At 33.3% G+C, this 14,582-nt stretch carries 13 protein-coding genes, 4 tRNA genes and 2 pseudogenes; all 19 read left to right on the forward strand.

Going from position 1 to position 14,582, the window contains the following annotated elements:
- Nucleotide 1 precedes the first annotated feature (1 nt).
- The 19 genes and pseudogenes from JJC03_RS18785 (at nucleotide 2) to rpoB (ending at nucleotide 14,517) form a co-directional block, all read left to right on the forward strand.
- Entirely contained in the window at nucleotides 2–517 is a 516-nt protein-coding gene (locus JJC03_RS18785; protein WP_309597626.1) for a hypothetical protein, read from the forward strand.
- Nucleotides 496–897 carry a helix-hairpin-helix domain-containing protein gene (locus tag JJC03_RS18790; protein WP_309597627.1) on the forward strand — a complete coding sequence of 134 codons (402 nt, stop codon included), beginning with the start codon at nucleotides 496–498 and terminating at the stop codon, nucleotides 895–897. The genes JJC03_RS18785 and JJC03_RS18790 overlap by 22 nt, the downstream gene beginning before the upstream one ends.
- Before the next feature lie 25 nt (nucleotides 898–922).
- Nucleotides 923–2,095, forward strand: a complete 1,173-nt coding sequence (locus tag JJC03_RS08720; RefSeq protein ID WP_088398428.1) for an acyl-CoA dehydrogenase family protein — start codon at nucleotides 923–925, stop codon at nucleotides 2,093–2,095.
- Nucleotides 2,096–2,486: 391 nt separating this feature from the next.
- Nucleotides 2,487–3,821 (forward strand): flavin monoamine oxidase family protein, encoded by a 1,335-nt coding sequence (locus JJC03_RS08725; protein WP_088398427.1) that lies wholly within the window; start codon nucleotides 2,487–2,489, stop codon nucleotides 3,819–3,821.
- A 347-nt stretch (nucleotides 3,822–4,168) separates the two neighbouring features.
- Complete coding sequence (rpsU, locus tag JJC03_RS08730; protein WP_088398426.1) at nucleotides 4,169–4,363, forward strand: 30S ribosomal protein S21; 195 nt, start codon at nucleotides 4,169–4,171, stop codon at nucleotides 4,361–4,363.
- 85 nt (nucleotides 4,364–4,448) lie between these two features.
- The gene (locus JJC03_RS08735) at nucleotides 4,449–5,342 is read left to right on the forward strand and encodes a tyrosine-type recombinase/integrase (protein WP_103714696.1); all 894 of its coding nucleotides are present in this window, start codon (nucleotides 4,449–4,451) and stop codon (nucleotides 5,340–5,342) included.
- Nucleotides 5,343–5,379: 37 nt separating this feature from the next.
- Nucleotides 5,380–5,682, forward strand: coding sequence for a ribosome hibernation-promoting factor, HPF/YfiA family (gene hpf / locus JJC03_RS08740; protein ID WP_088398424.1), 303 nt, complete (start codon nucleotides 5,380–5,382; stop codon nucleotides 5,680–5,682).
- Nucleotides 5,683–5,780: 98 nt separating this feature from the next.
- Nucleotides 5,781–5,854: transfer RNA gene (locus tag JJC03_RS08745), tRNA-Thr, on the forward strand.
- A gap of 67 nt (nucleotides 5,855–5,921) precedes the next feature.
- Nucleotides 5,922–6,002, forward strand: a tRNA-Tyr gene (locus tag JJC03_RS08750).
- Nucleotides 6,003–6,080: 78 nt separating this feature from the next.
- Nucleotides 6,081–6,152, forward strand: a tRNA-Thr gene (locus tag JJC03_RS08755).
- A 54-nt stretch (nucleotides 6,153–6,206) separates the two neighbouring features.
- Nucleotides 6,207–7,394 carry an elongation factor Tu gene (gene tuf, locus JJC03_RS08760; protein ID WP_088398423.1) on the forward strand — a complete coding sequence of 396 codons (1,188 nt, stop codon included), beginning with the start codon at nucleotides 6,207–6,209 and terminating at the stop codon, nucleotides 7,392–7,394.
- A gap of 55 nt (nucleotides 7,395–7,449) precedes the next feature.
- Nucleotides 7,450–7,521 (forward strand) — tRNA-Trp (locus JJC03_RS08765).
- Between the two features lie 15 nt (nucleotides 7,522–7,536).
- Nucleotides 7,537–7,734, forward strand: a complete 198-nt coding sequence (gene secE, locus JJC03_RS08770) for a preprotein translocase subunit SecE (RefSeq protein WP_060382899.1) — start codon at nucleotides 7,537–7,539, stop codon at nucleotides 7,732–7,734.
- 9 nt (nucleotides 7,735–7,743) lie between these two features.
- A pseudogene (gene nusG / locus JJC03_RS08775) lies at nucleotides 7,744–8,294 on the forward strand (transcription termination/antitermination protein NusG).
- A gap of 62 nt (nucleotides 8,295–8,356) precedes the next feature.
- Nucleotides 8,357–8,797, forward strand: coding sequence for a 50S ribosomal protein L11 (gene rplK, locus JJC03_RS08780; protein ID WP_014166164.1), 441 nt, complete (start codon nucleotides 8,357–8,359; stop codon nucleotides 8,795–8,797).
- A gap of 6 nt (nucleotides 8,798–8,803) precedes the next feature.
- The gene (gene rplA / locus JJC03_RS08785; RefSeq protein WP_014166163.1) at nucleotides 8,804–9,493 is read left to right on the forward strand and encodes a 50S ribosomal protein L1; all 690 of its coding nucleotides are present in this window, start codon (nucleotides 8,804–8,806) and stop codon (nucleotides 9,491–9,493) included.
- A 25-nt stretch (nucleotides 9,494–9,518) separates the two neighbouring features.
- On the forward strand, nucleotides 9,519–10,022 hold the full coding sequence (gene rplJ, locus JJC03_RS08790) for a 50S ribosomal protein L10 (RefSeq protein ID WP_088398422.1): 504 nt from the start codon (nucleotides 9,519–9,521) through the stop codon (nucleotides 10,020–10,022).
- 56 nt (nucleotides 10,023–10,078) lie between these two features.
- Nucleotides 10,079–10,443 (forward strand): annotated as a pseudogene (gene rplL / locus JJC03_RS08795) (50S ribosomal protein L7/L12).
- A gap of 261 nt (nucleotides 10,444–10,704) precedes the next feature.
- Nucleotides 10,705–14,517 carry a DNA-directed RNA polymerase subunit beta gene (gene rpoB, locus JJC03_RS08800; RefSeq protein ID WP_088400727.1) on the forward strand — a complete coding sequence of 1,271 codons (3,813 nt, stop codon included), beginning with the start codon at nucleotides 10,705–10,707 and terminating at the stop codon, nucleotides 14,515–14,517.
- Nucleotides 14,518–14,582 lie beyond the last annotated feature (65 nt).

Genomic DNA, 14,582 nt, shown 5'->3' on the forward strand with positions numbered 1-14,582 from the left:
TATGTTTCAATCACTCAAATGTTATTTTGAATATACAAAAAATCAACGTATAGCATTATTATGTTTGATTATTTTGAGTGTATCGATCCATACAATATATACACTAGTTGATTTTTCTACAAATATAGAGTTGACAAAAGAAGAACAGAATTGGCTTGCTCAACAAATAATAATAGATTCATTAAAGAAACAAACAAAACAAGATGAATATAGATTATATCCCTTTAATCCTAATTATATTACTGATTTTAAGGGTTATAAATTAGGTATGTCTGTAGAAGAAATCAATCGTTTACTCGCTTATAGGAAAAAAGGAAAATATGTAAATTCAGCAAAAGAGTTTCAGAGTATAACAAAAATATCAGATTCATTACTAACCACAATGATCCCCTATTTTAAATTTCCTAATTGGCTCTCTAAAAATAAATATTCTAATAAATCCAAGTTTATAACTTTTAATAAATCTGATGAAGATTTCAAAAAAAGGATTCATGGGTGCAAAAAGATATTAATTTAGCAACTAAAGAAGATTTAATGAAAGTGTATGGTATAGGAGAAATTATTTCAGATCGTATACTCAAAAAAAGAGAAACTTTAGGAGGCTTTGTCTCTATGGAACAATTACAGGATGTTTGGGGATTATCTCCAGAAGTTATTATTGAATTGAACAGTAGATTTGCTTTGTTTAAAAACCCAGAAATATTAAAATTAAAAATAAATCAAGCTTCTATCAAAGAACTTTTAAGAATTCCTTATTTAAAATATCCTATAGCTCTTGAAATAATAGGGTATAGGAGTATGAATAATGGAATTCATTCCGTAGATGATTTGCTTAAAATAAAGGGTTTTCCAATTGATAAAGTAAAAATAATTACATTATATTTGGACTTTAAATAAATAGCAAGAAGAACAATACAACTTTATGGACTCAATTTATTTTACGGAAGATCATCAATTATTCAGAGAAAGTTTTCGCGATTTTTTACAAAAAGAAGTAGTGCCTCACATTGAAAAATGGGAAAAAGAAGGAGCAATAGAGCGTTTTATTTGGAAAAAATTTGGGGAGATGGGTTTTTTTGGGCTAAATTATCCCGAAGCTTACGGAGGATCTAATCTAGACCTATTTTATACAGTAATATTTTTAGAAGAATTACAAAAAGTAAAATCATCAGGCTTTGCTGCAGCCATGTGGGCCCATGCTTATTTAGCAATGACTCATTTAAATGCAGAAGGAGATGAACGTATTAAACAAGAATATTTAGCAGCAAGTATTTCAGGAGATAAAATAGGAGCCCTTTGTATTACAGAACCTTTTGGAGGTAGTGATGTAGCTGGGATGAGAACAACTGCCGAAAAAAAAGGAGATAGATTTATTATTAATGGTTCCAAAACTTTTATTACAAATGGAGTCTATGCAGACTATTATGTAGTAGCTGCAAAAACGAATCCAACTTTAGGGAATAAAGGGATTAGTATCTTTTTAGTAGATGCTAAAACACCTGGAGTTTCCGCTACTAAGTTAGATAAATTAGGTTGGAGAGCTTCTGATACAGCAGAATTAGCGTTTGATAATGTTGAAATTCCATTGGAGAATTTAATGGGAGAAGAAGGAAAAGGCTTTCCTTACATAATGCAACATTTTGCTTTAGAGCGTTTGATTATGGCTATTAATGCACATGCTCGTGCAGAGTATGCCATAGATTATACCCTAGAATACATGGCACAACGAGAAGCTTTTGGAAGTCCAATAAATAAATTCCAAGCTTTACGACATACAATGGTAGAACATACAACAGAAGTTGAACATTGTAAAGTATTTAATTATGCTGCTGTAGCACGCTTAAATAAAGGAGAATATGTTGTAAAAGAAGCTACTATGGCAAAATTAAAATCAACAAAAGTAGCTGATTTAGCTATTTATGATTGTTTGCAAATGTTAGGAGGTTATGGATATATGGAAGAATATCCGTTGGCTCGTCTGTTACGTGATAGCCGATTAGGACCTATTGGTGGAGGAACATCTGAAATCTTAAAAGAAATTTTATCAAAAATGATCATTGATAATAAAGATTATAAACCAGCAGTGAAAAAATAACAATAAATTTTTAAAAATACTTCTTCCTCTCTACTTGATTTATTTAAGCTAGGTTATCATAAAACTTTTATAAAGATAATAGATCCGAAAGAGGCTGTCCAAAAAGTAAAAAATCAACGTACTCTTTATGACTCGGATGAAATGAGAAGTCTCATGGTTAGTACTATATCATTTTTTCTTTCCTATTCGAGGAGAGTCTTTGAGTAAAATAATGAGATTACAGACTTTAGGACACCCTCTTAGGATCAATAATAAAATAGGTTTGAATATTTTAAGAAAAATTTTCTTATAATAAAATTTTAATCCGTACTTTAGGCTTAGCGAAAAATAGTTTTTTAACAAAATTATTTTAGTTCCAATCTATTTTTATATAAAAGTAAACTAAAATTTAATGGATAGACGTAAATTTTTAAAACATTCAACAGTGTTGGGTGCTTCGGTTTTGATACCTTCAATTTTAACCTCTTGCGCTTCTCAAGCAGAAGAGGATAATTCAAAGAATGTAAAAGTATTGATTATTGGTGGAGGAGCAGCAGGATTATTTGCAGGATACACACTAAAGAAAAAAGGAGTGAGTTTTAAAATTTTAGAAGCTTCTTCAAAATATGGCGGACGTCTAGGAAAACAATCAGGTTTTGCTGATTTTGATATTGATCAAGGAGCAGAATGGCTGCATTTAGAAAATAGCATAATAGGTAAAATAATTAAAGATACACAAACCAAAATAACTTTGGATGATGTAGAAGTACAATATTGGTATAATAATCAAATTAGGCCAACCTTACCTTTAAAGACAGATATTTTTAGGAATGATAACGAGGTTTTTCAAGATATTAGCTATCTGGAACATGCACATCAAAAAGGTTTAGATAATTCTTATAATCATATTATAGAGGCCTACGCTGGTGATCAAGGAGCAAGTTCAACTAATATTTCTGCTAAATGGGATAACGAAGAAGCAAAAAAATCAAATAGTCAAGAAAAGAATTATAAATTTGGTAAAACTTATTTTGACGTTTTTGAAGACTATGTCGTTCCTTTTGTGAAAGAAGATATAAAATTGAATACAATTGTAAAAAAAATTGATTATTCAGGAAAATCAATTGAAGTGACAGATGTAAATGGAGTAACTTTTGTTGCAGATAAAGTAATTGTTACAGTGCCAATTACTATTTTAAAGTCAAATGATATTGCATTTAAGCCATCTTTGCCTAGTGAAAAAACTGCAGCTTTTCAAAAAATTGGAATGGAAGCCGGAATGAAAGTGTTTTTAAAATTTAATAAAAAGTTTTATCCAGATAACTTTATTTATGGAGGTTCAGTTTGTGCTGCATATGGAGACGTTACAATAGGGAAACAAACTAAAGATAATATTTTGTTAGCTTTTGTAATGGGGAAACAAGCTCAAGCTCTTTCAGATCTCAATACTAATGAGGCAATAACGAATGCTTTATTAAAAGAATTGGATTCTATGTTTGATGGTAAAGCAACTCAATCTTTTGTTAAATCCAGTGTTCAAAATTTTACAAAACATCCATTCATAAGAGGAGCTTATTCTTATAGTCCTGTAGGTATGGGGAATGCTAGAGAGATTTTAGCACAATCTGTAGATGGGAAAATATTTTTTGCAGGCGAAGCAACTAATTTGCAAGGAGATCATCAGACAGTTCATGGAGCTGTGGCTACTGGTGTAGAACAAGCAGAAAAGATAATAGCTCTATTATAAAATAATAAACAAACCATAAGTTTGATTGTTAGTCAAAAATCAAATAAGAATCTAAGTTTTTTTATTTTTTAAAGATTATAAAGAATAATAATATGAATTTTATTTGTTTTATGAGGTGTTAAGAATAACATAGATTTGTTAACTTTATTTGAAAAAATAAAGATTAAAGTTGTTTAAAAATTAAAATATAGAGTTGGCTTACACTATCTTATTTGTTCAGAGTTAATTTGTATAAATAATTTCTGTGATGTAAAATAAAAAATTTATAAAATAATTTGAAAATTATAATTCTTAATTCAAAATAAATTATTACGTTTGCATCGAAATTGAGAGGAGGTGTCAAAATTATGTTAATTATACCTATTAAAGACGGAGAAAATATCGATAGAGCGTTAAAACGTTATAAAAGAAAATTCGATAAAACAGGAGTTGTGCGTCAATTAAGATCACGTCAGCAGTTTACAAAACCTTCTGTAACAAGAAGAGCTGAAGTTCAGAAAGCACAATATATCCAAGGATTAAGAGATGCTGTAGAAAATTAATAGCAAATTATAATCATATATTAAGCCGCTAGTTGTAAAAGTTGTACTTTTAGACTAGCGGTTTTTTTGTTTCAATTAAAGAGTTATGAGTGAGAATTTAATTCGTTTTCAGGATTATTTGTTAAAAGAAAAGAAATATTCGTTCTATACAGTTAAGGCTTATGTTAAGGATTTGTTGTTTTTTTCTGATTATTTAGTAGGAATAGAAGGAGGGGAATTAGAAGGGGTGACTTATGTGTTGATTAGAGGATGGATTGTGAGTTTAGTTGAGTCGGGTCTTTCAAATCTTACGGTTAATAGGAAAATGGCTTCTTTAAAAGCATTTTATAAATTTCTTTTAAAGATAAAAGTGATAGAAAATTCTCCTATGTCTCAACATAAATCGTTGAAAATCGAAAGGAAAGTTCAAGTTCCTTTTTCTGAAAAAGAATTAGAGTTTGCTTTAGCTCAGGTGGAGTATGGTCACGATTTTGAGGGTTTTCGTAATAAATTAATAATTGATTTGCTTTATACTACGGGTATTAGGCGTTCTGAGTTGATTAATTTACAGGTAGTTAATGTTGATTTTAATTTAAAGACTCTTAAAGTTTTAGGAAAACGCAATAAAGAGCGTATTATACCGATTTTGGATGCGATATTTTTAGAAATTAATCAATATTTAGAAGAAAGGAGTCGTTTGTCTTGTGTGTTTGATGAAGAATATTTATTTCTTCTTACTAATGGTAAGAAAATGAATGAAACTTTTGTTTACAGGTTAATAAATTATTATCTTAGTATTGTCTCGGAAAAGGTAAAAAAAAGTCCACATATGCTTAGGCATACTTTTGCGACTCATATGTTAAACCGAGGTGCTGATTTAAATTCAATAAAAGAGTTCTTGGGGCATTCTAGTTTAGCGTCTACGCAAGTATATACTCAATCTAGTTTAGGGCAGATAAAAGAGGTGTATAAAAATGCGCATCCGAGAGGTCGAAAGTAGTTCTTTTAAAATTGTTTAACCTTAAAAAGATTTAATTATGAAGGTAAATGTTCATGCGGTTAATTTTAACATTGACAAAAAATTGATTTCTTTTACAGATGAAAAAGTAAATAAACTTGAAAAATTTTATGACAAAATTGTGTCTGCTGATATTTTTATGAGAGTAGAACAAACTAGTGAAAAAGAAAATAAAGTAGTTGAGGCTAAAATTTTAGTTCCAGGGGATGAGTTTGTTGTTAAAAAGACCTGTAAATCATTTGAAGAAGGAGTGGATTTGTCAGTTGATGCTTTGGAAAGATTACTTGTAAAACGCAAGGAAAAACAGAGGGCGCATGCTTGATTTGAAAAAAAATAAAAAAAAAAAAAAAAAACTTTTGAAATCTAAAATATATGCTTACATTTGCAGTCCGTTAGAAATAGCGGACTTTTTTACTGAATGCCGGTGTAGCTCAGCTGGCTAGAGCAGCTGATTTGTAATCAGCAGGTCGTGGGTTCGAGTCCCTCCATCGGCTCTTTGAAATATTGAAAAAATGTTTTATATTTGCACTCCGAAACGAGGTGTGAAATAAAAAGTAAGGCGGGGAGATACTCAAGCGGCCAACGAGGACGGACTGTAAATCCGTTGGGAAACCTTCGCAGGTTCGAATCCTGCTCTCCCCACAAGATGAGTTTGAGAGTTTCAAGTTTCAGGTTGTATTCGAAACGTGAAGCTTTTAATAAGAAACCTAAAACTTTACCGCCGGTGTAGCTCAGGGGTAGAGTGCTTCCTTGGTAAGGAAGAGGTCACGGGTTCAAATCCCGTCATTGGCTCACAAGATTTTTTTGAACACTAATTATTATAACTAAGATTAAAAATTAAGTAAAATGGCAAAAGAAAGTTTTAATCGTTCGAAACCGCACTTAAATATCGGTACTATCGGACACGTAGACCACGGAAAGACTACTTTAACTGCTGCGATCACTAAAGTATTATCTGATGCAGGTTACTGTCAAGCTAAGTCGTTCGACCAAATCGATAACGCTCCAGAAGAGAAAGAAAGAGGTATTACAATTAATACATCTCACGTAGAATATGAAACAGCTAACCGTCACTACGCTCACGTAGACTGTCCAGGTCACGCGGATTACGTTAAGAACATGGTTACTGGTGCTGCTCAAATGGACGGTGCTATCTTAGTGGTTGCTGCTACTGATGGTCCAATGCCACAAACTCGTGAGCATATCTTATTAGGTCGTCAGGTTGGTATTCCTCGTATCGTTGTTTTCATGAACAAAGTGGATATGGTTGATGATGCTGAGTTATTAGAGTTAGTAGAAATGGAAATCCGTGATTTATTATCTTTCTATGAGTATGATGGAGATAACGGTCCAGTAGTTCAAGGTTCTGCTTTAGGTGGATTAAATAATGATCCAACATGGGTTCCTAAAATCATTGAATTAATGGAAGCTGTTGATGCTTGGATTGAAGAGCCAGTTCGTGATAACGAAAAACCATTCTTAATGCCAGTTGAAGACGTGTTTACAATTACAGGTCGTGGTACAGTTGCAACAGGTCGTATTGAAACAGGTGTTGCTAATACAGGTGATCCAGTTGAAATCATTGGTATGGGAGCTGATAAATTAACTTCTACAATTACAGGGGTTGAGATGTTCCGTAAAATATTAGATAGAGGTGAGGCTGGTGATAACGTAGGTTTATTATTACGTGGTATTGATAAAGCTGATATCCGTCGTGGTATGGTTATTTGTAAGCCAGGTTCAGTGAAACCACACGCTAAATTTAAAGCAGAGGTTTATATCTTGAAAAAAGAAGAAGGTGGACGTCACACTCCATTCCATAACAACTACCGTCCTCAGTTCTATGTACGTACAACTGACGTAACAGGTACAATTTCATTACCTGAAGGTGTTGAGATGGTTATGCCAGGTGATAACTTAACAATTACTGTAGAGTTATTAAATCCAATTGCATTAAACGTAGGTTTACGTTTCGCTATCCGTGAAGGAGGTAGAACAGTTGGTGCTGGTCAGGTAACTGAAATATTAGACTAATTTTAGTCAAAATAAATACAAAAACCAGCAGTTATATGCTGCTGGTTTATAAAATACGGGCGTAGTACAAGGGTCAGTATAGCGGTCTCCAAAACCGTTGATGGGGGTTCGAATCCCTCCGCCCGTGCAAATAAGAAATATAATGAACAAAGTGACTAATTATATATCAGAAGCTTTTGAAGAGTTTAAGTCAAATGTGACTTGGCCAGGATGGGAAGAGGTTCAGAAACTAACTGTAGTTGTGGCCATCTTCTCTGTCATTTTTGCCCTAGCCACTTGGGGTGTTGACGAAATTTTTACTAAAACAATTGAGGGTTTCTTTAATTTGTTAAAAGGATAAAATAGAATTATGGCTGAAACTAGTGTGAAGAAGTGGTATGTTGTAAGGGCTGTAAGTGGTCAAGAAAATAAAGTTAAATCCTACATCGAGCAAGAAATTAATCGTGTAGGAATGGCTGATTATATATCACAAGTATTAGTACCAACTGAAAAAGTAGTGACGGTACGTGATGGTAAAAAATTAGTAAAGAAAGAGTTTATTTTCCTGGTTATGTAATGATCGAAGCAAACTTAACAGGAGAAATACCTCATATTATAAAGTCTATTACAGGTGTAATTGGTTTCTTAGGTGAAGTAAAAGGCGGAGATCCTGTGCCTTTGCGTCAATCGGAAGTTAATAGAATGTTAGGAAAAGTAGATGAATTAGCAACTACTGTAGATCATGGATCTATTCCATATTCTGTTGGTGAGACGATAAAAGTTATTGATGGTCCGTTCAATGGATTTAACGGTACTATTGAAAATATAAATGAAGAAAAACGTAAACTAGAAGTAATGGTAAAAATATTCGGAAGAAAAACACCATTAGAGTTAAGTTTCGTTCAGGTAGAAAAAGTATAATATTTATTTATATAATTCACATCAATCGCTTCCAATGATCGATGTGCTTAATTTTTTTAAAAATGGCTAAAGAAGTTAGTAAAGTAGTTAAACTACAAGTAAAGGGAGGTGCTGCGAACCCGTCGCCACCGGTTGGACCTGCTTTGGGAGCTGCTGGGGTTAACATCATGGAGTTCTGTAAGCAATTTAATGCAAGAACACAAGATAAACCAGGCAAAGTATTACCAGTACAAATTACTGTGTACAAAGACAAATCGTTTGATTTTGTTGTTAAAACTCCACCTGCTGCTATTCAATTATTAGAAGCTGCTAAAATTAAATCAGGGTCTGGACAGCCAAATCGTAAAAAAGTGGCTAGCGTATCTTGGGATCAAATCCGTACAATCGCTGAAGACAAAATGCCTGATTTAAATGCTTTCACAATTGAAAAAGCAATGAGCATGATAGCTGGAACAGCTAGATCTATGGGTATTACTGTAACTGGAGATTCTCCTTTAAACTAAGAGAAAATGGCAAAATTAACGAAAAAGCAAAAAGTTGCAGCTTCAAAAATTGAAAAGAATAAAATGTATTCTTTGAAAGATGCTTCATCTTTAATCAAAGAAGTTGCTTCTGCAAAATTTGATGAATCAGTTGATATCGCTGTTAAGTTAGGTGTAGACCCTCGTAAAGCGAATCAGATGGTGAGAGGTGTGTGTTCATTACCACACGGTACAGGTAAGGATGTAAGAGTATTAGCTTTAGTTACTCCAGATAAAGAAGCTGAAGCAAAAGCTGCTGGTGCTGACCATGTAGGTTTAGATGAGTACTTACAAAAAATTAAAGACGGTTGGACTGATGTTGATGTAATTATCACTATGCCAGCTGTTATGGGTAAATTAGGTCCATTAGGTCGTATTTTAGGTCCTCGTGGTTTAATGCCAAACCCTAAAACAGGTACTGTTACTATGGAAGTAGGTAAGGCAGTAGAAGAAGTGAAATCTGGTAAAATTGACTTCAAAGTTGATAAAACAGGTATCGTTCACGCTGCTATCGGTAAAGTTTCTTTTGATGCTCAAAAAATTCAAGAGAATGCTCACGAAATTATTCAAACATTAATTAAATTAAAACCAACTGCTGCAAAAGGTACTTATATTAAGTCTATCCACTTATCAAGTACTATGAGTCCAGCTATTGCTTTAGATCCTAAAGCAGTGTAATTGGTAGTTAAAAAAATTTAGTATCATGACTAGAGAAGAAAAATCATTAGCGATTCAAGATTTAACTGCACAGTTAGCTGGAACTAATATCGTTTATTTAGCAGATATTTCTGGTTTAAATGCAGAAACTACTTCAAATTTAAGAAAAGCTTGTTATAAAGCAGGTATCAAATTAGAAGTTGTTAAAAATACTTTACTTGCTAAAGCAATGGAAGCTTCTGATAAAGAATTTGGTGATTTACCAACAACTTTAAAAGGAAATACTTCAATTTTAATTGCTGACATTGCTAATGCTCCAGCTAAAGTAATTAAAGAGTTCCGTAAAAAAGGTGACAAACCTTTATTAAAAGGAGCTTATATCAATGAGGAAGTATATATTGGTGATAAAGAATTAGATTCGTTAGCAGCTCTTAAATCAAAAGAAGAGGTTATCGGCGATATCATCGGGTTATTACAATCTCCAGCTAAACGCATCATTTCTGCTTTACTTAACAATGCAGAGCAAAAAGGTGAGGAAACAGCTGAATAATTAGCGCACTAATTAAATTATATAAATTTTACAAATCATTTAAAAGATAGAAAAAAATGGCAGATTTGAAACAATTCGCAGAACAATTAGTAAATTTAACAGTTAAAGAAGTAAATGAATTAGCTGCAATCTTAAAAGATGACTATGGTATTGAACCAGCTGCTGCTGCAGTTGTTATGGCTGGTCCTGCTGCTGAAGCTGCTGCTGAGCAAACAGAATTTACAGTAGTATTAAAAGATGCAGGTGCTTCTAAATTAGGTGTAGTTAAAGCTGTTAAAGAATTAACTGGTTTAGGATTAAAAGAAGCTAAAGATTTAGTAGATGCTGCTCCAACAAATGTTAAAGAAGGAGTTTCTAAAGACGAAGCTGAAGGCTTGAAAAAGCTTTAGAAGAAGCTGGAGCTGTAGTTGAGCTTAAATAATTATACATAGTATAAATTATAGGTTTAGGCCTTGAGTAAAGCACTCAATGGCCTAAACCATTTTTTTCGTATAGTAATGTTATTCTTTTCAGAATAAACTTTATGCGAATTTTAACTTATCACGAAGAAAGAAACTAAAGTTTATCAATACGCTTGTTTTCAAAAGATGTGTGAGTTATAAATAAAAAAGTATTGATTGTTTTACATGTTAAATAGACTAACATAAAAATTACTTTTTTTTAATCATAATTTTGTCCATAGATGATATTAAATCAGACTGAAAGATTGAATTTTGCCTCGACAAAAAACATTCCGAATTATCCAGATTTTTTGGATGTTCAAGTGAAGTCGTTCAAAGATTTCTTTCAATTAGAAACGAAATCTGATGAGAGAGGAAACGAGGGGTTGTACAACACCTTTATGGAAAATTTTCCAATCACTGATACGCGTAATCAGTTCGTATTAGAGTTCTTAGATTATTTTGTTGATCCTCCTCGTTATACAATTGAAGAATGTATAGACAGAGGTCTTACATACAGTGTGCCACTTAAAGCACGTCTGAAATTATACTGTACTGATCCAGAACACGAAGATTTTGAAACCATCGTTCAGGATGTATATTTAGGTACTATTCCTTATATGACACCTAGCGGTACTTTTGTTATTAATGGTGCTGAGCGCGTAGTTGTATCACAATTACACCGTTCTCCTGGTGTATTCTTTGGTCAGTCTTTCCATGCAAATGGTACAAAATTATACTCTGCCAGAGTAATTCCTTTTAAAGGTTCTTGGATTGAATTTGCTACCGATATCAACAGTGTGATGTATGCTTATATCGATAGAAAGAAAAAACTACCTGTAACAACTTTATTCCGAGCTATTGGCTTTGAGCGTGATAAAGATATCTTAGAAATTTTTGATTTAGCAGAAGAAATTAAAGTATCTAAATCAGGTTTAAAGAAATATATAGGTCGTCGTTTAGCAGCTCGTGTATTAAATACATGGCATGAAGACTTCGTAGATGAGGATACAGGAGAAGTAGTATCTATCGAGCGTAATGAAATTATTTTAGATCGTGATACGCTTTTAGATAAAGATAATGTTGAAGAAATTGTTGATGCAAATGTAAAGTCTATCTTATTGCATAAAGAAGATAATAATACAGCAGATTATTCAATCATCCACAATACTTTACAAAAAGACCCTACTAACTCAGAAAAAGAAGCAGTAGAACACATTTACCGTCAGTTACGTAATGCTGAACCACCTGATGAAGAAACCGCTCGTGGTATTATTGAGAAGCTATTCTTCTCAGATCAACGTTACAATTTAGGTGATGTAGGTCGTTATAGAATGAATAAAAAATTAGGTTTAGATATTCCTATGGATAAGCAAGTGCTTACAAAAGAGGATATCATAACTATTGTTAAATATTTAATAGAGTTAATTAACTCTAAAGCAGAGATTGATGATATTGACCACTTATCAAATCGTCGTGTACGTACTGTAGGTGAGCAATTATCAGCTCAGTTTGGTGTTGGTTTAGCTCGTATGGCTCGTACTATTCGTGAGCGTATGAACGTTCGTGATAATGAGGTGTTTACTCCTATTGATTTGATTAACGCTAAGACTCTGTCTTCCGTTATCAATTCATTTTTCGGTACGAACCAGTTATCTCAGTTTATGGATCAAACAAATCCATTAGCAGAGATCACACATAAACGTCGTTTATCTGCTCTAGGACCTGGAGGTTTATCTAGAGAAAGAGCTGGTTTCGAGGTGCGTGACGTTCACTACACACATTATGGTCGTTTATGTCCTATTGAAACACCAGAGGGACCAAATATTGGTCTTATCTCTTCTTTAGGAGTTTATGCAAAAGTAAACGGAATGGGATTCATTGAAACTCCTTACCGTAAAGTAGAGAATGGTAAAGTAGATTTAGTTTCTGAACCTATTTATTTAAGTGCTGAGGAAGAAGAAGGTAAGTTAATTGCTCAAGCTAACATCGAAATGGATGATACAGGAGTAATTACTACTGATAAAGTAATTGTTAGAGAAGAAGGTGACTTCCCTGTAGTAGAGCCAAATGCTGTTCATTATACAGACGTTGCACCAAATCAGATTGCATCTATTTCAGCTTCGTTGATCCCATTCTTAGAACATGATGATGCGAACCGTGCATTGATGGGATCAAATATGATGCGTCAGGCAGTTCCTTTATTACGTCCTGAATCACCTATTGTTGGTACAGGTTTAGAACGTCAAGTAGCTTCTGATTCAAGAGTGTTAATTAATGCTGAAGGTAATGGTATTGTTGAGTATGTAGATGCTGATAAAATTACTATTAAATACGAAAGAACTGATGCAGAAAGAGCAGTAAGCTTTGATCCAGATGAAAAAACATATCAATTAATCAAATTCCGTAAAACGAATCAAAGTACTACAATCAACTTAAAACCTATTGTAAGAAAAGGTGATAAAGTGGTTAAAGGACAAGTTTTATGTGAAGGATATGCTACTCAAGCAGGTGAATTAGCTTTAGGTAGAAATTTACAAGTTGCGTTCATGCCTTGGAAAGGATATAACTTTGAGGATGCGATCGTAATTTCTGAAAAAGTTGTTCGTGATGATATTTTTACATCTATCCATATTGATGACTATTCATTAGAAGTTCGAGATACTAAATTAGGTAACGAAGAGTTAACAAATGATATACCAAACGTTTCTGAAGAGGCTACAAAAGACTTAGATGAAAACGGTATGATTAGAATTGGTGCCGAGGTGAAACCTGGTGATATTTTAATCGGAAAAATTACGCCTAAAGGAGAATCAGATCCTACACCAGAAGAAAAACTTTTAAGAGCAATCTTTGGTGATAAAGCAGGAGATGTGAAAGATGCTTCATTAAAAGCTTCTCCTTCATTACATGGTGTTGTTTTAGATAAAAAATTATTCGCAAGAGTTGTAAAAGATAAACGTAAGCGTTCTCAAGAAAAAGATGAGTTAGCTGCTCTTGAAATGGAATATGAGACAAAATTTGTTGAATTAAAAGATCGTTTAATTGACAAATTGTTCTTAATAATTGATGGAAAAACTTCTCAAGGTGTAATGAACGATTTAGGCGAAGAAGTATTGCCAAAAGGTAAAAAATACACCAAAAAAATGTTACAAGCAGTTGAGGATTTTGCTCACCTAACAAAAGGTCAATGGGTAGCTGATGACGAAACTAATGAAATGGTTAATGATTTAATCCACAACTATAAGATTAAGTTAAATGACTTGCAAGGAGCTTTACGTCGTGAGAAATTTACAATTACTGTTGGGGACGAGTTACCATCAGGAATTTTAAAATTAGCAAAAGTTTATATTGCTAAAAAACGTAAGCTAAAAGTAGGTGATAAGATGGCAGGTCGTCACGGTAACAAAGGTATTGTTGCTCGTATCGTTCGTCAAGAAGATATGCCATTTTTAGAAGATGGAACACCAGTTGATATCGTGTTAAATCCGCTAGGGGTACCTTCTCGTATGAACATTGGTCAGATTTATGAAACAGTTTTAGGTTGGGCAGGTAAAAAGTTAGGTAGAAAATATGCAACGCCAATTTTTGATGGAGCTTCTCTTGATGAAATTAATGCTTTAACTGATGAAGCTGGAGTTCCAAGATTTGGTCATACCTATTTATATGATGGTGGTACAGGAGAACGTTTCCATCAGCCAGCTACTGTAGGAGTTATCTATATGTTGAAATTAGGTCACATGGTTGACGATAAGATGCACGCTCGTTCTATAGGTCCTTACTCATTAATTACGCAACAACCATTAGGAGGTAAAGCTCAGTTTGGAGGTCAGCGTTTTGGAGAGATGGAGGTTTGGGCACTTGAAGCATATGGAGCATCAAGTACTTTACGTGAAATCTTAACTGTGAAGTCAGACGACGTAATAGGTAGAGCTAAAACTTACGAGGCAATCGTTAAGGGTGAAACTATGCCTGAACCAGGATTACCAGAATCATTCAATGTATTAATGCACGAATTAAAAGGTCTTGGTTTAGACATTCGTTTAGAAGAATAAATTAGTATACAGTTAATCATTCTCAGTCATAGTTTATCTGTGGCTGAGAACTGATACTGAAAACT

Origin of the sequence: Flavobacterium oreochromis (assembly GCF_019565455.1) — a bacterium.
GTDB lineage: Bacteria > Bacteroidota > Bacteroidia > Flavobacteriales > Flavobacteriaceae > Flavobacterium > Flavobacterium oreochromis.

Excerpts from the sequence above, each read along its gene's own strand:
- JJC03_RS08725 (WP_088398427.1), top strand. The coding sequence starts at position 2,487 with ATGGATAGACGTAAATTTTTAAAACATTCAACAGTGTTGGGTGCTTCG.
- secE (WP_060382899.1), top strand. The coding sequence starts at position 7,537 with ATGAACAAAGTGACTAATTATATATCAGAAGCTTTTGAAGAGTTTAAG.
- rplK (WP_014166164.1), top strand. The coding sequence starts at position 8,357 with ATGGCTAAAGAAGTTAGTAAAGTAGTTAAACTACAAGTAAAGGGAGGT.
- JJC03_RS18785 (WP_309597626.1), top strand. The coding sequence starts at position 2 with ATGTTTCAATCACTCAAATGTTATTTTGAATATACAAAAAATCAACGT.
- JJC03_RS08735 (WP_103714696.1), top strand. The coding sequence starts at position 4,449 with ATGAGTGAGAATTTAATTCGTTTTCAGGATTATTTGTTAAAAGAAAAG.
- rpsU (WP_088398426.1), top strand. The coding sequence starts at position 4,169 with ATGTTAATTATACCTATTAAAGACGGAGAAAATATCGATAGAGCGTTA.
- tuf (WP_088398423.1), top strand. The coding sequence starts at position 6,207 with ATGGCAAAAGAAAGTTTTAATCGTTCGAAACCGCACTTAAATATCGGT.
- rplJ (WP_088398422.1), top strand. The coding sequence starts at position 9,519 with ATGACTAGAGAAGAAAAATCATTAGCGATTCAAGATTTAACTGCACAG.
- hpf (WP_088398424.1), top strand. The coding sequence starts at position 5,380 with ATGAAGGTAAATGTTCATGCGGTTAATTTTAACATTGACAAAAAATTG.
- rplA (WP_014166163.1), top strand. The coding sequence starts at position 8,804 with ATGGCAAAATTAACGAAAAAGCAAAAAGTTGCAGCTTCAAAAATTGAA.
- rpoB (WP_088400727.1), top strand. The coding sequence starts at position 10,705 with ATGATATTAAATCAGACTGAAAGATTGAATTTTGCCTCGACAAAAAAC.
- JJC03_RS08720 (WP_088398428.1), top strand. The coding sequence starts at position 923 with ATGGACTCAATTTATTTTACGGAAGATCATCAATTATTCAGAGAAAGT.